We start from the raw sequence: 17,056 nt of genomic DNA on the forward strand, positions 1-17,056 counted from the left end.
GAGAGCATGATGCACCTCAACCGACGCGATACGATCAAGGCGGGGCTGCTCGGCGGCGCGGCGCTGTGGCTGCCCACGGGGGCCGGTGCGGCCCCCACGTTCGCGCCGGCGCCGGTGCGCTGGATCGACGGCACGGCGCCGGCGATGCACGCAGGGCAGACGTTCGGCGTGGCCTGGCCGCGCGGCGTGCTGAAGCGTGGCACGCGCCTCGCGGTGCAGGCGGCGGGCAAGGCGGTGCCGGCGCAGAGCTGGACGACCGCGACCTGGCCCGACGGATCGATCAAATGGAGCGCGCACGCGATTCCCGCCGATGTCATGCCCGCCGACCTGACCGTGACGCGCGGGCGGGAGACGGCGCCGCAACAGCCGGTGCGCGTCACCGAATCCGCCGATGCGATCATCATCCAGGTCGGCGATCTGCGCTGGGAGGTGGCGCGGTCGGGTGAGGCGCTGATCCGCTCCGCCAGCCAGAGCGGCCGGCCGGTGCTCGGCCCGGTCACGCTCGTCGGCGCGGTGCGCAGCGATCCGGAGCATGGCGAGCCGGTTCCGTTCGGTGGCAGCATCGACCGCGTCACCGTCGAACAGCGCGGCCCGGTGCGCGCCGTCGTCAAGGTCGAGGGGCATCATGCCGCGGGCGGGCGCCGCTGGATGCCGTTCACCGTCCGCCTCTATGCCTATGCCGGATCGGCGGCGCTGCGCATCGTCCACAGCGTGGTGTTCGACGGCGACGTGGCGAAGGACTTCTTGTCCGCGCTCGGCGTGCAGGCGGCGGTGCCGATGACCGGCGCGCTGCACGACCGCCACGTCCGCATCGCCACCGATCGCCAGATGCTCGCCGAGGGCGTCCGCCCGCTCACCGGCCTGCGCCGCGATCCCGGCAAGGCGTTCCGCGAGGCGCAGGTCACCGGCCGCGCCGTCCCGCCGCTCGACCGGATGGCCCCCGCAGTGCGCGACGTGCTGGAGCGTATCCCCGCCTGGGCTGACTTCCGCCTCGAACAGCCCAACGCCAACGGCTTCGCCATCACCAAGCGGACCGGGCCGGGGCAGGGCTGGGTCGACAGCACCGAGGGGCGGCGTGCGCCCGGCCTCGCTTACGTCGGCGGGCCTGCGGGCGGTGCGGCGATCGGCGTCCGCTATTTCTGGCAGCGGCATCCGACCGCGCTGCACATCGACGGTGCGGCGGGCGATACCGCGCGGCTGACCGCATGGCTGTGGTCGCCGGAGGCCCCGGCGATGGACCTGCGGCCCTATCATGGCGCTATGGGGATGGAGAACTATGACGCGCAGAACGAGGGGCTGTCGGTCACCTACGAGGATTACGAGCCCGGCTGGGACGATGCCGCCGGGATCGCGCGCACGTCGGAGCTGATGCTCTGGGCGCTGCCCGCGACGCCGCCGACCGACACGCTGACCGCGATGGCGGCGATGCAGGCGCAGCCGCCGCAGCTGATGACCGCGCCGGCGCACCTCCACGCCGCGCAGGTGTTCGGCGACTGGAACCTGCCCGATCGATCGACCCCCAATCGCACCGCGATCGAGAACCAGCTGGTCGACCTGATCGATTTCTACGCGGGCGAGGTCGACCGGCGGTCGTGGTACGGATTCTGGAACCACGGCGACGTCATGCACACCTATGACGCGGACCGGCACCAGTGGCGCTACGACATCGGCGGCTTCGCCTGGGCGAACAGCGAATTGTCGCCCGACCTGTGGCTGTGGACGCAGGTGCTGCGCACCGGTGACGCGCAGGCGTACCGCCTCGCCGAGGCGATGACCCGGCACACGGGGGAGGTCGACGTCTACCACACCGGCCGCTTCCGCGGACTGGGGACGCGGCACGGCGTCCAGCACTGGAGCGACAGTTCGAAACAGCCGCGGGTCAGCAACGCGAGCTATAGACGCATCTTCTACTATCTCACCACCGACGACCGCACCGGCGACCTGCTCCGCGACCTCGTCACTTCCGACCAGGCGCTGACGCGGGTCGAGATCGGTCGCAAGGTGCCGGGGGCGAAGCGCCCGGTGCTGCCGGCGGGGACGATCGAGATGACGTTCGGCACCACCTGGTGCCCGCTCGCGGCGGCATGGCTGACCGAATGGGAGCGAACCGGCGATACCCGCTGGCGCGACCGCATCCTCGCCGGGCTGGAGACGATCGGCCGCCTGCCGCACGGCTGGATGACCGGCAGCGCGCCGTTCGACATGGCGACGGGCCGTTTCGTCGACCAGAACCGCAGGATCGGCCTGTCGCATCTCAATGCGGTGTTCGGTGCGGTCGAAGTCAACAGCGAGCTGATCCGCCTGTTCGACGTGCCGCGCTATCGGGCGGCGTGGCTGGAATATTGCCGCTGGTACAACGCGCCGCAGGCCGACTATCTCGCCAAGTTCGGTGCGCCGTTCGGTCCGCGCAACCTGCGCGAGGGGCATGCCCGGCTGACCGCTTATGCGGCGTTCGAAGAGAAGGATGCGGCGCTCGCGACGCGGGCGGCGCAGGAGTTCCTGTCGGGCGATGCGGGGCTGGGGACTTGGCCGGCCGATCCGCGCCGCGACGCCGGCGGCGTGCTCGAATGGCCCGGCGTGTCGACCAATGCGGCGTCACAATGGGGGCTGGCCGCGATCCAGACGCTGGCACTGGTGCCCGAGGCGCTGGACCGCGTGCCGATCGTCGCGCCGGACGCGCCGGGGCGGAAACGGGCGAGGGACAACGGCCGCGACTGAGGCGGCCGTCATCCCGCGACGTCAGACGCCTTCGCTTGCGAGATAGCGTTCCAGATCGTCGCTACCGCCGATTTTTTCGCCGTTGATGAACACCAGCGGGGTGGTCGTCACGCCCTGCTCGGCCTTGAACGCGTCGACCTCCTCGCGCGAGCGGAGGATCTGGTCGTCGACCTCGAACCCCTCCGCCTGCAGGATCTGCTTGGCGCGCACGCCGAACGGGCAGATGTGGTCGGGCAGCACCATGCGGTGCAGGGTGGCTTTGCGGCGATCGGCCATGGGCAATTCCTTAGCGAGGGGTCGCGCCTATAGCGCAGCGGAACCCGCGACGTTCCGTCAACCCGCCGGCGCCAGCCGTTGCGCGACCAGCGGCGTCACCCGGTCGGCGATCCGGGCGACGCCGGCGGCATTGGGGTGCACGCGATCCGCCTGCATTAATGCCGGGTCGCCGATCACGCCGTCGAGGACGAACGGGTACAGCCCCGCCCGGTCGCGCCGCGCGAGATCGGGCCAGATGCCGTCGAACGCGGTCACATAGTCCGCACCGAGGTTGGGCGGCGCCTTCATGCCGGTCAGCACCACCGGCACGCCCCGTTCGCGCAACGTGTCGAGCATCGCGGTCATGTTGGCGCGCGTCTCCCCCGCCGGGATCTGGCGCAGTACGTCGTTGCCGCCGAGCCCGAGCAGCACGAGGTCGGGCTTGCGCGGCAGATTGTCGAGCACGAACCCCAGCCGCTGCCGCCCCGCCGCGCTGGTGTCGCCAGAAACCCCGGCGTTGACGATCGTCGCGTTGATCCCGCGGGTGCGCAGCCGCGCCTGGATCGCATCGGGCAGGCTCTGCCCGCGGTCGAGGCCGTAGCCCGCGTACAGGCTGTCGCCGAACGCCAGCACCAGTCGCTCCGGCCCGGCCGGGCGCGCGACCGCCGCCGCCGCGCTGGACGTCGGTGTCGGCGACGGGGCGGGGGCCGGCTGGTGGCATCCCGCCAGCATGAGGGCTTGGACAAGCGCGGCGGCTGCCGCATAGCGCTTCATTCCCTGCAAGGCTGTTCCTTCCGTCATGACCCAATCCGCTATGGTGATCGCCGCGCGCGATGTCACGCTGACGCTGGGCGACACCGCCATCCTGCGCGGCATCGACCTGTCGGTCGCGCCGGGTGAGAGCGTCGCGCTGCTCGGCGCTTCGGGATCGGGCAAATCGTCGCTGATGGCGGTGCTCGCCGGACTGGAGCGGGCGAGCGGCGGCAGCGTCCGCGTCGACGGGCTCGATTTCGGTGCGCTCGACGAGGATGCGCTGGCCCGCGCCCGCCGCGGCCGGATCGGCATCGTGCTGCAGGCCTTCCACCTGCTCCCCACGATGACCGCGCGCGAGAATGTCGCGGTGCCGATGGAGCTGGCCGGCGCCGCGGACGCCTGGACGCGCGCCGCGGAGGAACTGGCCGCGGTCGGCCTCGGCCATCGCCTCGACCATTATCCGTCCCAGCTGTCGGGCGGCGAGCAGCAGCGCGTCGCCATCGCCCGCGCGCTCGGGCCGCGGCCGCCGCTGGTGTTCGCGGACGAACCGACCGGCAACCTCGACACCGCCACCGGTGCGGGGATCATGGACCTGCTGTTCGCGCGTCGCGCCGCGATCGGTGCGACGCTGGTGGTCATCACCCACGACCGCGGCCTCGCCGCCCGCTGCGACCGGGTGGTGACGCTCGCCGACGGGCGGATCGTGTGAGCCGCTGGGGCTTTGCCGGGACGCTGGCGCGGCGCGAGCTCGACTGGCGCTTCCGCGGCCTGCGGCTGCTCGTCGTCTGCCTGTTGCTCGGCGTCGGCGCGCTGGCGGCGATCGGCGGGCTCGCCGATGCGGTCGGGCGCGAGCTGGCGTCGCGCGGCGGCGTGATCCTCGGCGGCGATGTGGAGTTCGCGGTGTCGCAGCGTCGCGCGGTGCCGGCCGAGCGCGCGGCGATGGCCGCGGCGGGCACGGTGTCCGAGACGATCCGGATGCAGGCCAATGCGGTCGCCGGCGGCGCCGCCGCGCCGATCCAGTTGAAGGCAGTGGACGGCGCCTATCCGCTCTATGGCCGGATCGCGCTGGCCGATGGCCGTCGGGTCGCGGGGCCGCCGCCGGGACAGGCGTGGATCGTGCCGGCGCTGGCCGAACGCCTCGGTCTGAAGCGTGGCGCGCGATTCCGGGTCGGCGCGGCGACGCTGACCGTCGCCGGCGTCATCGCCGACGAACCCGACCGCCTGGGCGAGGGCTTTACGCTCGGCCCGGTCGCGATCGTCGCGATGCAGACGCTGCCGGCGACGCAATTGATCCAGCCCGGCAGCCTGTACGACACGCGCTACCGCCTCCGTCTGCCCGCCGGGCGTAGCCCCGCGGCGGTGTCCGAACGGTTTCGCGACGCCTTTCCGGCGGGCGGCTGGGAAGCGAAGACGCGTGAGCGGGCATCGCCGGGCGCGTCACGCTTCGTCGACCGGATGGGCGAATTCCTGACCCTCGTCGGCCTCGCCGCGCTCGCCATCGCCGGGATCGGCGTCGGCAATGGCGTCGCCTCGTTCCTCGCCGCACGCCGCGGTGGCATCGCGACGCTGAAGGTGCTCGGCGCGACCACCGCGGACGTCGCGCGCGTCTATGCGCTGGAGATCGGTGCGGCGGCGCTCGCCGGGGTCGCCGGTGGACTCGCGATCGGTATCGCCGCGGTGCCGCTGCTCGGCCAGGCACTGGCGGGCGCGCTGCCCGTCGTTCCCGACCTGACGCCCGAACCGGGGCCGCTGCTCCGCGCCGCGGCCTATGGCCTGCTGATCGCCGCCGCCTTTGCCGCGCCGCCGCTCGCCGCAGCCGGCGCGACCCCGGCCGCCGGGCTGCTGCGCGGCGCGCTCGCGCCGATGCGGGCCAGCTCCTGGGCCGGGCGGATCGTCGCTGTCGTCGCGGGCGGCGCGGCGGTGGCGCTCGCCGTCGCGAGCTCGGCGCAGCCGGCGATGGCGGCGACCTTCCTCGCCGCGGTGGCGGCGGCGCTGCTGCTGCTCGCCGGATTGGGGCGGCTGGTGCGCAGCGCCGCCCGCCGCCTGCCGGCACCGCGCCGGCCGCTGCTCCGCCTCGCCATCGCCGCGCTGCATCGCCCGGGCGCGCGGACGGAGGCGCTGGTCGTCGCGCTCGGCCTCGGGCTGACGCTGTTCGTATTGCTCGCGGCGATCCGCACCAGCATCGACGCCAATATCGCCACCACCGTTCCCGCCCGTGCGCCGTCGCTGTTCGCACTCGACGTGCCGCGCCCGCGGGCCGGCGAGTTCGGCCGAATCGTCACCGCCGCCGCACCCGCCGCGGTGGTGAAGACGGTGCCGATCCTGCGCGGCACGATCACCGCCTATCGCGACATCCGCGTCGCCGATCTCAAGACGTTGCCCGAGGGCGCCTGGGCGCTGCGGGGCGAACGCGGCCTTACCTATGCCGAGACGTTGCCGGAGGGGAGCACGCTCGCCGCGGGCCGCTGGTGGCCGCGCGACTATGCCGGGCCGCCGCTCGTATCGGTCGACGAGCGGCTGGCGAAGGCGCTCGGCCTCAAGCTCGGCGATCCGCTGACCGTCAGCCTGCTCGGCGTCGAGCGGACCGCGCGCGTCGCGTCGTTCCGGACGATCCAGTGGGACACGCTGGGCTTCAACTTCGTGCTGGTCTTCTCGCCGAACACGCTCGCCGATGCGCCGCATAACCTCGCCGCGACGATCGACCTGCCGCCGGGGGCGGAGGGCAGGGTGACGCGCGCGCTGCTCGCACCCTTCCCCTCGGTGTCGGTGATCGAGGTGCGCGGGGTGCTCGCGCAGGTGCGCGATCTGGTCGGGCAGGTCGCCGCCGCGATCGCCGCCGCGGCGGGCGTCGCGGTCGCCGCCGGCATCGCGGTGCTGGTCGGCGCGATCGCCGCCGCGCGCGAGGCGCGCACCTATGACGCGGTCATCCTGCGTACGCTGGGCGCGACGCGCGGGCAGCTGCTGGCGGTGCAGGCGCTGGAATATCTGCTGCTCGGTGCAGTGGTGACGCTGGTCGCGCTCGCGCTTGGCCTCGGCGGCGCGTGGTATGTGGTGGTGCGGATGTTCGATTTCGCCTGGGCGCCCGATCCGGTCGCGGTCGGCGTGACGCTGCTCGCCGGGCTGGGGATCACGCTGGCGATCGGACTGGCGGGCGCGTGGCCGATCCTCAGCATCCGTCCGGCGCGCGCGCTGCGACAGGTGTGAGGCCGCGCCGTTACGTCCAGTACAGTACGCGCGCGAACGGCAGGTCGCGCGCGATCGCGGCGGTGAAAAAGTGGCGCAATGCCGTCATCGTCGGCGCGTCGTAGACATATTTGACCGAGCCGAACTTGGTCCGCTTCTCGGTCCGCTGCGCCGCGCCCATGTCGAGCCCCGATCCCGGATACCAGTCGTCCAGCACCGTTTTCGACCCCGGCGTGTAGCGGTGGGTGATGAGCTCGATCGTGCAATCCACCCCCGGCACCGCGCCCAGCATCGCACCCGCCTCCGCGATCAGGTCGCCATAGGCCGCCTGCCATCCCTCGGCGGCGATGATCGGCGCGATCGTCAGCCCGACCGGATAGCCTGCCCGCGCCATCTCCGCGAGCGCCGCCAGCCGTGCCGCGACCGGACTCGTCCCGCCCTCGAACCGCGCGAAGGCTGCCGGATTGATCGAGGCGCGCATCCGCGTCCGCCCCTGATGGTCGAGCCCGAGCAGAGGCGCGACCGCGTCGAATTTGGTGGTGAAGCGCAACTGCACCGGGGCCTGCCATTGCCCGAACGCCGCGATCAGCGTCGAGAGCGACCCCGTCAGATGCTCGATCGCGAGCGGGTCGGTGTAGCAGCTCGCCTCGTACGTCGTGCCTTCGCCCGCGCGCGCCGCCGATCGCGAAGTGATCGTGCCCTCGCCCAGATAGCGGGGCAGCGTCGCGACGATCTCGGGCAGATTGGCATAGACGCGGGTGATCGGCGGCCCCTTCAGCGACCCCGCCAGATAGCAATAGCTGCAATGTGCCGGGCACCCTTCGGCCAGATCGACGCGCCAGTCGGCGGACGGGGCGATCGGTTGCAGCCGCAACTTCGACGGTGGTGCCACCGTCACTGCCAGTGTCCGCTTCGCCGCCGCGTAGGCGCGGCGCGGATCGTCGGGCAGGGCGAGCGCCAGCCGGTCGGATGCGAGCGTCTCCACCGCGATGCCCAGCGCCGCCGCACGTTCGGCGATGGCACGGCCATGCGCATGCGTCATCGCCGATCGCGTCACCAGCACGCGTTGCGGCAGCCATGGCCCGCGCGCGCTCATGCCTGCGCCTCCGCCCAGGCCGCATAGGGCGTGTTCGCCGCCATATGCCGATTGAAGTCGGGTGCGCCGTCGTCCCACCACACCGGGCCGCGCTCGCCCAGCGCGTGTTTCGCCGCATCGACCTGCGCCCGTGCCGCCCGCTCCGCGGCCGCGTTCCCGTCGCGCAGGGCTGTGCCAACCGCCCGCCGCGCCGCCATCAGGTCGTGAACGAGCGCCGCGCGCCGCTCCTCCGGCAAGGCGGGGTTCGCCTTGCGCCACAGGCGGCCGCGCACCATCAGGTAACGGCCATCGGGAGTCGTCGGTGCCTCGCTCATCCCCGCCCAACGCGCCACTGCCGGTTTCGCGTCAAACCATGTCCGGATGCACCCGATCGCCGCCGGCGCGTTCAGCCTGCGCCCCAATGAAAGATCCGTCTTGTACCATTTCCTCGTCGCCGAGAGCGAAACCCCCGACGAACGCGCCGCCCGCCGCCATCATGCGGGTCGCAGCGCCGGCGAAAGCTATGCCGCCACCCTCGAACAGATGAACCCCGGCGTTGCGATCACCCGCGTCGCGCCCGCCGATGCCGAGGCGGAGGTGCTGCCGCCGCACGCAATCGCCCGCTACGATGCGGTCTTCGTCACCGGTTCGCCGCTCCACGTCTATGACGACACGCCGGAGGTGCGGCGCCAGCTCGCCTTCATGCGCGCGGTCTACGCCAGCGGCACGCCCGCCTTCGGCTCCTGCGCCGGCCTGCAACTCGCGGTTGCCGCGGCGGGCGGGCGGGTGCGCAAGATGCCCGAACGGATCGAGGCCGGTGTCGCCCGCCGCATCACCGCCACCGACGCGGGCCGCGATCATCCCTTGCTCGCCGGCCGCGCGCCGGCATGGGACGCCCCCGCGATCCACGGCGACGAGGTGGAGGAATTGCCCGCAGGGGCCATCCTGCTCGCCGGCAACGCCGTCACCCGTATCCAGGCGGCCGAGATCCGCCACGACGGCGGCATCTTCTGGGGCGTGCAATATCATCCCGAACTCAGTCCCGGCGAAATCGCGGTGGCGCTGCGCCGGCAGGCGGACGAACTGATCGCGGCGGGCCTCGCGCACGACGCGGCCGGCGTCGAGCGTCGCGCCGCCCTGCTCGACGCGCTCCACGACGCGCCCGACGACCGCGCCTTGCTGTGGGAACTGGGCCTCGACCGCCAGTTCGCCGACGAAGCGCATCGCCGTATCGAGATTGGCAATTTCATCGCGACGCTGGTCGCCCCGCACCGGCGCGCGGCATGACTGGCCGGATGACGCTGTATTTCGATGGCGGGGCGCGGCCCAACCCGGGCCGGATGGAGATCGCCGTCGTCACCGGCGGGCAGAGCCACATCCGCGACGACGTCGGGCAGGGTGACAATTGCACCGCGGAATGGCTGGCACTGCGCCTCGCCGCAGAGATTGCGCGCGATGCGGGCGCGCAGGACGTCCTGTTCGTCGGCGATGCCCGTACGATCGTCGAACAGGCGCTCGGCCACTGGAAATGCCGCAGCCCGCATCTCCAGCCCCACCTTGCCGCCTATCGCGAGACGGTGGCGGGGATCGCCCGCGTCCACGTCAAACACGTCGGCCGATCGAAGAATCTCGCCGGCCAGGCGCTGGCGCGACGCTATCCGCGCTAGCTCATTTCGCACCTGCGGAAACCGTGGCCTCCCCGCGCGTTGACGCGCGCAATCATTTCACAGGAGAAACGGCATGAACCAGGATCAGATCGAGGGCACGGCCACCGACCTCACGGGCAAGGTCAAGGAATCGTTCGGTAATGTGACCGGCGACACGCAGACGCAGAACGCGGGCGTCGCCGACCAGTTGAGCGGCAAGGTGCAGAAGACGATCGGCGATACCAAGGAAACCGTTGCCGCCGCCGCCGCGCCGCTTGCCGACAAGGCACGCAAGTTCGCCAACGATCGCCCCTGGACCGCCGCGGCCCTCGTGGGTGTCGTCGGGCTCGCGATCCTCAACACGCTGCGGGGCAAGAAGGCGTAAGCCTTGCGGCCCGTTTAACGGAAAGGGGGCGCCGGTTTCGACCGACGCCCCCTTTTTTGTCTATCGGGCGATGGCGATCAGGCCTTCAGCGCCTTCGCCATGTTGAGATGCGCTGCCACCGTCGGGGTGAGGCCGGTCGCGAAGGTCTTGAGCGCCGGCACGTCGCCGGTCGCGCCATAAGCCTTCAGCGCGTCGAGCGTCTGCTGGTGGCCGGACTGCTGTGCGCTGATATAGGCCGCGTCGAATGCCGCGCCCTTCAGCGTCTTGAGCGAATCGACCGTCGCCTGCTGCGCGGCGGTCAGCGTCGGGTCCGGGGTGATCGCCGGCGACAGGGCGGCGGTCGTCGCCTTCAGCTTGTCCGTCGACGTGGTATGCGCGGCGATCATCTGGTTGGCGTATTTCTTCACCGCGGCCGAACTGCTGTTGTCGAGCGCCAGCTTCGACGTCGCGATCTCGAACGCGTCGCTCGCGGCGGCGGTGTTGGCGAAGGCCTGCCCGCCGGTTGCCGGTGCGGTCATGTTGGTGTCGGCGACGCCCGCATTGCCGGCGTCGAAGGCCGTGGTGTCGTTGGTCGCCATGCTTGCGTCGGCGGTATTGGCGGTGTCCGTCTTCTGACCGCAGGCGGCGAGCGCCAATGCCGATGCGGACAGGATCATCATGGTTTTCTTCAACATTTCCGTCTCCCTAGCTGCGGCGCCCTCAACGTGCCGGCACGGCCACCCGTTCCGCCGCCGGAACGGGAGCGTTCCGCCTCGCCCGACGTTGGCGCTGCATCCGAGTCATCCAGGAGAACGACGTTGAGCATTTTCGGCAACATCATGGGCAAGATCTTCGGCCATAAACCGGCAGCCCCGGCAGCGACCCCCGCCGCGCCGCAGCAGGCGCCGCAGACCACGCAGGCCGCACCCGCCGCCCCGACGTCGGCACCCGCCGCGGCCGCGCCGGCAGAGCCCGTCGATGTCGGCGCGGTCCTGTCCGAGATGGCGACGATGAAGGACGGCGGCGGCAATTACCAAAGCTCGATCGTCGACCTGCTCAAGTTGCTCGACCTCGATTCCAGCCTCGCCGCGCGCAAGGAGCTGGGTCAGGAACTCGGCGTCCATGCCGGCGACGACGGCAGCGCCGAACAGAATATCGCGCTGCACAAGGCGGTGATGGCGAAGCTCGCCGAGAATGGCGGCATCGTGCCGGACAGCCTGCGCAACTGAGCCGGTGAGCCGGTCCCTCGTCACCTGGGACCGGCATCGGTAACGAGGGACAAAAATCGACCGCCCCCGATTGACCCGCCCCGCGGTCCACGCAATGATCGGTGTATGAGGCGGGCAAGTCGCCCGCCTCGCAACATCATGCGCGCAGGGCGGATTTGCCGATAGCGCGCCGATCCGGGGGACGACAGCCTTGCACAGACGCGATTTCCTGGCCGCAACCGGCCTGGCGCTCGGAGGCGGCGTCCTGCCGTCCTTCCTCGGCCGCGCGATCGCGGCGGAGGAGCTGCAATCGACCATCGACGTCGCGGTCAAGAAGCGGCTCGCCGATGCCGCGCTCAACGCCGCCAAATCGGCCGGCGCGACCTATTGCGACGTCCGCGTCGGCCGCTACATGCGCCAGTTCGTCATCACGCGTGAGGCGAACGTCCAGAACGTCGTCAACACCGAATCGCTCGGCACCGGGGTTCGCGTCATCGCCGATGGCGCCTGGGGCTTTTCCGCCACCAACGAGATGACGCCGGAGGCGGTCGCCAAGGCGGCGCAGCTCGCCGTCGCCATCGCCAAGGCGAATGCGAAGACGCAGACCGCACCGGTCCAGCTCGCGCCCACGCCGGGCGTCGGCGAGGTCAGCTGGAAGACGCCGATCGTCAAGAACGCGATGACGGTGCCGATCAAGGACAAGGTCGACCTGCTGCTCGGTGTCAACGCCGCCGCACAGGGCGCGGGCGCCAACTTCGTCAATTCGATGCTGTTCCTGGTCAACGAACAGAAGTATTTCGCCAGCACTGACGGGTCGTATATCGATCAGGACGTGCATCGCATCTGGGCGCCGATGACCGCGACCGCGATCGACAAGACCAGCGGCAAGTTCCGCACCCGCGAGGGCCTGTCGGCGCCGATGGGCATGGGCTTCGAATATCTCGATGGCAATGCGAAGGATAAGTTCACCTCGCCCAACGGCGTCGTCAACTACGGGCTGTCCTACGACATGAAGGAGGATGCGATCGCCGCGGCGAAACAGGCGGTCGCCAAGCTCAAGGCCCCGTCGGTCAAGCCGGGCAAGTACGACCTCGTCCTCGACCCGTCGCACACTTGGCTGACGATCCACGAGAGCGTCGGCCATCCGCTCGAGCTCGACCGTGTGCTTGGGTACGAGGCGAATTACGCCGGCACCAGCTTCGTCACGCTCGACAAGGTCAGGGAGCGCTTCCAGTACGGCAGCCCCAGCGTCAACATCGTCGCCGACAAGCTGCAAACCGGCAGCCTCGGTGCGGTCGGTTACGACGACGAGGGTGTGAAGACGAAGAAGTGGGACCTGATCCGCGACGGCAAGCTCGTCGATCTGGAAGCGATCCGCGATCAGGCGAAGCTGCTCGCCAAGAGTGCGTCGGACGGCTGCTGCTATGCAGACAGCTGGTCGAGCGTCCAGTTCCAGCGCATGCCCAACGTCAGCCTCGAACCCGGCAAGAAGAAACAGAGCGTCGCAGACATGATCGGCGGGGTCGAGAACGGCATCTATATCGTCGGCGACGGCAGCTTCTCGATCGATCAGCAGCGCTACAATGCGCAATTCGGCGGCCAGCTGTTCTACGAGATCAAGAACGGCAAGATCACGCAGCAGATCGAGGATGTCGCCTATCAGATCCGCACGCCGGAATTCTGGAACGCCTGCGTCGGCGTCTGCGATGCCAGCGACTACCGGATGGGAGGAAGCTTCTTCGACGGCAAGGGGCAGCCGTCGCAGGTGTCGACGGTGAGCCACGGGTCCTCGACCGCGCGCTTCAACGGCATCAACGTCATCAACACCGCCCGTTCGCTCGGCTGAGGAGACATAGGATCATGGCAATCTTCACCGAAGCACAGGCGCGCGCCATCCTGACCAAGTGCGTTGCGCTGTCGAAGGCGGACGAATGCACGGCCGAGCTGACCGGCTCGGTCGACGGCAACATCCGCTTCGCCCTGAATAACATCTCGACCAGCGGCATCGTGTCGAACGCCGACCTCGCGGTGCAGGTCGCGTTCGGCAAGCGCGTCGGCACCGCGACGATCAACGCCTTTGACGACGCCTCGCTGGAACGCGTCGTGCGCCGTGCCGAGGAACTCGCCCGCCTCGCGCCCCAGAACCCCGAATTCGTGCCCGCGGTCGACAAGCAGGCGTACAAGGCGACGCCGACGTTCAGCCAGACCACTGCCGACATCACGCCGGAATATCGCGCCAAGGTGGCAGGCGATTCGATCGCGGCGTGCAAGGCGCAGAAGCTGATCGCCGCGGGCTTCCTGCAGGACGGCCAGAGCTTCGTCGCCTTCGCCAATTCCAAGGGGAATTTCGGCTATCAGCGCGCGAGCGGCGTCGATTACACCTGCACCGTCCGCAGCGAGGACGGCCGCGGTTCCGGCTGGGTCGGCCGCAACGTGCAGGACGTCGGCACCTTCGTTCCCTCGACCGACATCCGTACCGCCGCGCGCAAGGCGGCGGGATCGGTCGATGCCCGCGCGCTGGAGCCGGGCAAGTACACCGTCATCCTCGAACCCGCCGCCGCGGCGGGGCTGATCGGGTTCATGTTCAACTTCTTCGGCGCGCGCGAAGCCGACGAGGGCCGCAGCTTCCTGTCGAAGAAGGGCGGCGGCAACAAACTCGGCGAGCAGGTGTTCGATCCGCGCGTCAACATCTACGCCGATCCGGGCCATCCCGACGTGCCGGCGCTGCCTTGGGACAGCGAAGGCCTGCCGCGTGCGCGGCTCCAGATCGTCCAGAACGGCAAGATCGCGAACCTCGACTACTCGCGCTACTGGGCGCAGAAGCAGGGCAAGCCGGCGACGCCCTCGCCCGGCAACATCATCATGGAGGGCGGCACCAAATCGACCGCCGATCTGGTCCGCGGTACGCAGAAGGGCATCCTCGTCACCCGGACGTGGTACATCCGCATGGTCGATCCGCAGACCGTGTTGCTCACCGGCCTGACCCGCGACGGCACCTTCTATATCGAGAATGGCGAGATCAAATATCCGTTGAAGAACTTCCGCTTCAACGAAAGCCCGGTCATCATGCTCAACAACATCGACGAACTCGGCAAGCCGGTGCGGGTGAAGGGCGACGAGGGCGACACGATCATGATGCTGCCGCCGATGCGGCTGCGCGACTTCACCTTCACCTCGCTGTCGGACGCGGTGTGAATGTCGCTCACCCTCACCCTTCCGCGGCTGCGCCGCTCCCTCCCTTGCCCACCAGGAAAGGGAAGGGGCCTGCTGCCGTAAGGCAGCGGGAAGGGTGAGGGTGACCCGCCAGCAGTTCCTGCGCGCCAGCATCGCCGCGCTCGCCTCTGCTCTGGTCCCCCGCGCGGCCACGGCGGCGGGCGCCTACGACTTCTGGTTCACCCGGCTGCGCTACGACAGCGGCGACTGGGACGTCGACCAGCGCATGCCGAGCAACCTGCTGACATCACTGGTCGACTATACCAACCTGCGGATCGATCCGAAGGAGCGCGTCGTCGCGCTCGCCGATCCCAAGATGCTGACCGCGCCCTTCTGCTACATGGCCGGCCACCGCCTGGTGGAATTCAACGCCGCCGAACGCCGCAACTTCGAACGCTATGTCCGTAGCGGCGGCTTCGTGCTGGTCGACGACTGCAACCACGATATCGACGGCCTCTTCGCGCAGAGCTTCGAACGCCAGATGCGCAGCCTCTTCGGGCCGAAGGCGCTCGCGAAATTGCCGCGCAAACACCCGATCTATACCAGCTTCTTCAAGTTCGACGGGCCGCCCAACACCGGGTTCGAACTGAACGGCTGGGGCGACGACCTCGTCCACGATTATCTGAAGGGCATCACCATCGATGGCCGGCTCGGCCTGCTCTACAGCAACAAGGATTACGGGTGCGAATGGGACTACGACTGGCGCAACAAACGCTTCCTCGCGCAGGACAACACGAAATTCGCCGTCAACATCGTGATGTACGCGCTGAACGCGTGAGGGCCGCATGACCGAAGCCGATATCGAAGCCCGTTTGTCGACGCTCACGGATCTGCGCGCCGCGATCGGGCAGGCGATCGTCGGGCAGGCGGCGGTGGTCGAGCAATTGCTGATCGGCCTGATCGCCGGTGGCCATTGCCTGCTGGAGGGCGTGCCCGGCCTCGGCAAGACCCTGCTGGTCCGCTCGCTCGGCGAGGCGCTCCACCTCGATTTCCGCCGCGTCCAGTTCACGCCCGACCTGATGCCGAGCGACATCCTCGGCACCGAATTGCTGGAGGAGGATCACGGCACCGGCAAACGCCATTTCCGCTTCCAGCAGGGCCCGGTCTTCACCAATCTGCTGCTCGCGGACGAACTCAACCGTACGCCGCCCAAGACGCAGGCGGCGCTGCTGGAGGCGATGCAGGAGCGCACCGTCAGCTACGGCGGCACCACCTATACATTGCCCCGCCCGTTCTTCGTGCTCGCGACGCAGAATCCGATCGAACAAGCCGGCACCTATCCCTTGCCCGAGGCGCAGCTCGACCGCTTCCTGCTCCACGTCCGCCTCGATTATCCGACGGAGGCGGAGGAGCGTGATATCCTCGCCGCGACCACCGGCAGCGGTCTTGCGCAGGTGCCGCGGGTGATGGCGGGCGAGGATGTACTCGCGATCCAGGCGCTGGTCCGCGACGTCCATCTCGGCCCCGACCTGCTCGACTGGATCACGCGGCTGGTCCGCGCGACCCGCCCCGGCGCGGCGATGCCCGATGCGCTGCGCAGCTACGTTCGTTGGGGCGCCGGCCCGCGTGCCGGCCAGTCGCTGGTCCTTGCCGCGAAAGCGCGCGCGCTGCTGCACGGCCGGCTCGCGGCGACGCGCGAGGATGTCGCCGCGCTCGCCGCGCCGGTGCTGCGCCACCGACTGATCCTCGCCTTCGCCGCCGAAGCGGAGGGGGTCAGCCCCGATGCCGTAATTGACCGCCTGCTCGCCGCGGTTCGAGGACCCGGTGCCTGAGCTGATACCGGCCGACGTCCGCCATCGGCTGAAGGGGCTGGCGATCGTTGCCCGCCGTGCGGTCGGCGATCGTGGCCTCGGCCTCCACGCCAGCCGGTCGCGCGGCAGCGGGCTGGAGTTCGCGCAGTATCGCCCCTACGAGCCGGGCGACGAACCGCGCCAGATCGACTGGAAGCTCTACGGCCGCTCGGACAAGTTCTTCGTGCGCGAGGCCGAACGGGAAAGCCCGGTGGCGCTCTGGATATTGCTCGACGCCAGTGCCTCGATGAACCAGTCGGATGCGACGCCGTATTGCCGGTTCGATGCCGCCAGGAGCCTTGCCGCCGCGCTCGCCGAACTGGCGCTGGCGCAGGGCGACCGGTTCGCGCTGGCGACGCTGCGCGACACCGGGCTCGCCCTCGTCCCCACCGCCAACGGTGCGCGCCAGCGCGACCGCCTCCATCTGGCGCTTCACGGGCTCGAGGCAGGCGGCGGTTTTCCCGCCGACGCCGCGCTCGCCCCCTTGTGGGACCGGATCGGCGGCCGCGACCTGGTTGCGATCCTGTCCGACTGGTTCGACCCCGCCTGCCTCGCGCTCGCGCGCAAGCTCGCGGCGGCGGGGCGCGAGGTGCTCGCGATCCAGATCCTGACCGTCACCGAACGCGATTTCGACCTCGACGGCGGCTATCGTTTCCGCGATCCCGAGACGGGCGAGGAGCTACTCGGCGACGCCGTCGCGCTGCGCGCCGACTATCTCGCCCGCTTCGGCGCGGCGCAGGCCGATCTCGCCGCCGCGCTGTCCGCCGCCGGCATCCGCCACGCGACACTCGTCCTCGACCAGCCGCTCGACACGCCGTTGCACGCGCTGTTCGGACGCGTGTCGCGGTGAG

General features: G+C 70.1%; 17 protein-coding genes. 12 read left to right on the forward strand and 5 right to left on the reverse strand.

Annotation, left to right across the window (positions count from 1 at the left end; all coding sequences use genetic code 11):
• Nucleotides 1-9: 9 nt before the first annotated feature.
• The gene (locus AC1RTO_RS09240) at nucleotides 10-2,718 is read left to right on the forward strand and encodes an exo-rhamnogalacturonan lyase family protein (protein ID WP_493160578.1); all 2,709 of its coding nucleotides are present in this window, start codon (nucleotides 10-12) and stop codon (nucleotides 2,716-2,718) included.
• A 21-nt stretch (nucleotides 2,719-2,739) separates the two neighbouring features.
• On the opposite strand, the gene AC1RTO_RS09245 is transcribed toward AC1RTO_RS09240, so the two are convergent.
• On the reverse strand, nucleotides 2,740-2,994 hold the full coding sequence (locus AC1RTO_RS09245) for a glutaredoxin domain-containing protein (protein WP_493160579.1): 255 nt from the start codon (nucleotides 2,992-2,994) through the stop codon (nucleotides 2,740-2,742).
• A gap of 57 nt (nucleotides 2,995-3,051) precedes the next feature.
• Entirely contained in the window at nucleotides 3,052-3,774 is a 723-nt protein-coding gene (locus AC1RTO_RS09250; protein ID WP_493160580.1) for an arylesterase, read from the reverse strand.
• Here AC1RTO_RS09250 and AC1RTO_RS09255 point away from each other — a divergent pair.
• Together AC1RTO_RS09255 and AC1RTO_RS09260 are read left to right on the forward strand one after the other, a co-directional pair.
• Nucleotides 3,773-4,435: an ABC transporter ATP-binding protein gene (locus AC1RTO_RS09255; protein ID WP_493160581.1), complete on the forward strand. Its 663-nt coding sequence runs from the start codon at nucleotides 3,773-3,775 to the stop codon at nucleotides 4,433-4,435. The genes AC1RTO_RS09250 and AC1RTO_RS09255 overlap by 2 nt on opposite strands.
• Nucleotides 4,432-6,930, forward strand: coding sequence for an ABC transporter permease (locus AC1RTO_RS09260; RefSeq protein ID WP_493160582.1), 2,499 nt, complete (start codon nucleotides 4,432-4,434; stop codon nucleotides 6,928-6,930). Before AC1RTO_RS09255 ends, AC1RTO_RS09260 begins: the two co-directional genes overlap by 4 nt.
• Before the next feature lie 10 nt (nucleotides 6,931-6,940).
• On the opposite strand, the gene AC1RTO_RS09265 is transcribed toward AC1RTO_RS09260, so the two are convergent.
• Both AC1RTO_RS09265 and AC1RTO_RS09270 read right to left on the reverse strand, forming a co-directional pair.
• A complete protein-coding gene (locus AC1RTO_RS09265) occupies nucleotides 6,941-8,005 on the reverse strand; it encodes a spore photoproduct lyase family protein (RefSeq protein ID WP_493160583.1) in 1,065 nt (354 codons plus the stop codon).
• The gene (locus AC1RTO_RS09270; RefSeq protein WP_493160584.1) at nucleotides 8,002-8,319 is read right to left on the reverse strand and encodes a hypothetical protein; all 318 of its coding nucleotides are present in this window, start codon (nucleotides 8,317-8,319) and stop codon (nucleotides 8,002-8,004) included. Before AC1RTO_RS09270 ends, AC1RTO_RS09265 begins: the two co-directional genes overlap by 4 nt.
• Nucleotides 8,320-8,365: 46 nt before the next feature.
• Between AC1RTO_RS09270 and AC1RTO_RS09275 the strand changes: the two genes are divergently transcribed.
• The 3 genes from AC1RTO_RS09275 (at nucleotide 8,366) to AC1RTO_RS09285 (ending at nucleotide 10,015) form a co-directional block, all read left to right on the forward strand.
• Nucleotides 8,366-9,271 (forward strand): type 1 glutamine amidotransferase, encoded by a 906-nt coding sequence (locus tag AC1RTO_RS09275; protein ID WP_493160585.1) that lies wholly within the window; start codon nucleotides 8,366-8,368, stop codon nucleotides 9,269-9,271.
• The gene (locus AC1RTO_RS09280) at nucleotides 9,268-9,651 is read left to right on the forward strand and encodes a reverse transcriptase-like protein (RefSeq protein ID WP_493160586.1); all 384 of its coding nucleotides are present in this window, start codon (nucleotides 9,268-9,270) and stop codon (nucleotides 9,649-9,651) included. The genes AC1RTO_RS09275 and AC1RTO_RS09280 overlap by 4 nt, the downstream gene beginning before the upstream one ends.
• Nucleotides 9,652-9,724: 73 nt before the next feature.
• The gene (locus tag AC1RTO_RS09285; protein WP_493160587.1) at nucleotides 9,725-10,015 is read left to right on the forward strand and encodes a CsbD family protein; all 291 of its coding nucleotides are present in this window, start codon (nucleotides 9,725-9,727) and stop codon (nucleotides 10,013-10,015) included.
• A gap of 77 nt (nucleotides 10,016-10,092) precedes the next feature.
• On the opposite strand, the gene AC1RTO_RS09290 is transcribed toward AC1RTO_RS09285, so the two are convergent.
• Nucleotides 10,093-10,689, reverse strand: coding sequence for a DUF4142 domain-containing protein (locus AC1RTO_RS09290; protein WP_493160588.1), 597 nt, complete (start codon nucleotides 10,687-10,689; stop codon nucleotides 10,093-10,095).
• Nucleotides 10,690-10,812: 123 nt separating this feature from the next.
• On the opposite strand from AC1RTO_RS09290, the gene AC1RTO_RS09295 reads away from it, so the two are divergent.
• The 6 genes from AC1RTO_RS09295 (at nucleotide 10,813) to AC1RTO_RS09320 (ending at nucleotide 17,055) form a co-directional block, all read left to right on the forward strand.
• Complete coding sequence (locus AC1RTO_RS09295) at nucleotides 10,813-11,223, forward strand: DUF3597 family protein (RefSeq protein ID WP_493160589.1); 411 nt, start codon at nucleotides 10,813-10,815, stop codon at nucleotides 11,221-11,223.
• 190 nt (nucleotides 11,224-11,413) lie between these two features.
• Nucleotides 11,414-13,048, forward strand: coding sequence for a TldD/PmbA family protein (locus tag AC1RTO_RS09300; protein ID WP_493160590.1), 1,635 nt, complete (start codon nucleotides 11,414-11,416; stop codon nucleotides 13,046-13,048).
• A 14-nt stretch (nucleotides 13,049-13,062) separates the two neighbouring features.
• On the forward strand, nucleotides 13,063-14,397 hold the full coding sequence (locus AC1RTO_RS09305) for a TldD/PmbA family protein (RefSeq protein WP_493160591.1): 1,335 nt from the start codon (nucleotides 13,063-13,065) through the stop codon (nucleotides 14,395-14,397).
• A gap of 100 nt (nucleotides 14,398-14,497) precedes the next feature.
• Nucleotides 14,498-15,193: a DUF4159 domain-containing protein gene (locus tag AC1RTO_RS09310; RefSeq protein WP_493160592.1), complete on the forward strand. Its 696-nt coding sequence runs from the start codon at nucleotides 14,498-14,500 to the stop codon at nucleotides 15,191-15,193.
• 7 nt (nucleotides 15,194-15,200) lie between these two features.
• The gene (locus AC1RTO_RS09315; RefSeq protein WP_493160593.1) at nucleotides 15,201-16,187 is read left to right on the forward strand and encodes an AAA family ATPase; all 987 of its coding nucleotides are present in this window, start codon (nucleotides 15,201-15,203) and stop codon (nucleotides 16,185-16,187) included.
• A complete protein-coding gene (locus AC1RTO_RS09320) occupies nucleotides 16,180-17,055 on the forward strand; it encodes a DUF58 domain-containing protein (protein WP_493160594.1) in 876 nt (291 codons plus the stop codon). The genes AC1RTO_RS09315 and AC1RTO_RS09320 overlap by 8 nt, the downstream gene beginning before the upstream one ends.
• Nucleotide 17,056: the final 1 nt, after the last annotated feature.

The organism is Sphingomonas sp. GW821-FHT10F09, assembly GCF_058809195.1.

What these genes read in the sequence shown, in the direction of transcription:
- AC1RTO_RS09280 (WP_493160586.1), top strand. Translation starts at nt 9,268, where the DNA reads ATGACTGGCCGGATGACGCTGTATTTCGATGGCGGGGCGCGGCCCAAC.
- AC1RTO_RS09305 (WP_493160591.1), top strand. Translation starts at nt 13,063, where the DNA reads ATGGCAATCTTCACCGAAGCACAGGCGCGCGCCATCCTGACCAAGTGC.
- AC1RTO_RS09250 (WP_493160580.1), bottom strand. Translation starts at nt 3,774, where the DNA reads ATGACGGAAGGAACAGCCTTGCAGGGAATGAAGCGCTATGCGGCAGCC.
- AC1RTO_RS09245 (WP_493160579.1), bottom strand. Translation starts at nt 2,994, where the DNA reads ATGGCCGATCGCCGCAAAGCCACCCTGCACCGCATGGTGCTGCCCGAC.
- AC1RTO_RS09265 (WP_493160583.1), bottom strand. Translation starts at nt 8,005, where the DNA reads ATGAGCGCGCGCGGGCCATGGCTGCCGCAACGCGTGCTGGTGACGCGA.
- AC1RTO_RS09290 (WP_493160588.1), bottom strand. Translation starts at nt 10,689, where the DNA reads ATGTTGAAGAAAACCATGATGATCCTGTCCGCATCGGCATTGGCGCTC.
- AC1RTO_RS09270 (WP_493160584.1), bottom strand. Translation starts at nt 8,319, where the DNA reads ATGAGCGAGGCACCGACGACTCCCGATGGCCGTTACCTGATGGTGCGC.
- AC1RTO_RS09315 (WP_493160593.1), top strand. Translation starts at nt 15,201, where the DNA reads ATGACCGAAGCCGATATCGAAGCCCGTTTGTCGACGCTCACGGATCTG.
- AC1RTO_RS09255 (WP_493160581.1), top strand. Translation starts at nt 3,773, where the DNA reads ATGACCCAATCCGCTATGGTGATCGCCGCGCGCGATGTCACGCTGACG.
- AC1RTO_RS09240 (WP_493160578.1), top strand. Translation starts at nt 10, where the DNA reads ATGCACCTCAACCGACGCGATACGATCAAGGCGGGGCTGCTCGGCGGC.
- AC1RTO_RS09285 (WP_493160587.1), top strand. Translation starts at nt 9,725, where the DNA reads ATGAACCAGGATCAGATCGAGGGCACGGCCACCGACCTCACGGGCAAG.
- AC1RTO_RS09275 (WP_493160585.1), top strand. Translation starts at nt 8,366, where the DNA reads ATGCACCCGATCGCCGCCGGCGCGTTCAGCCTGCGCCCCAATGAAAGA.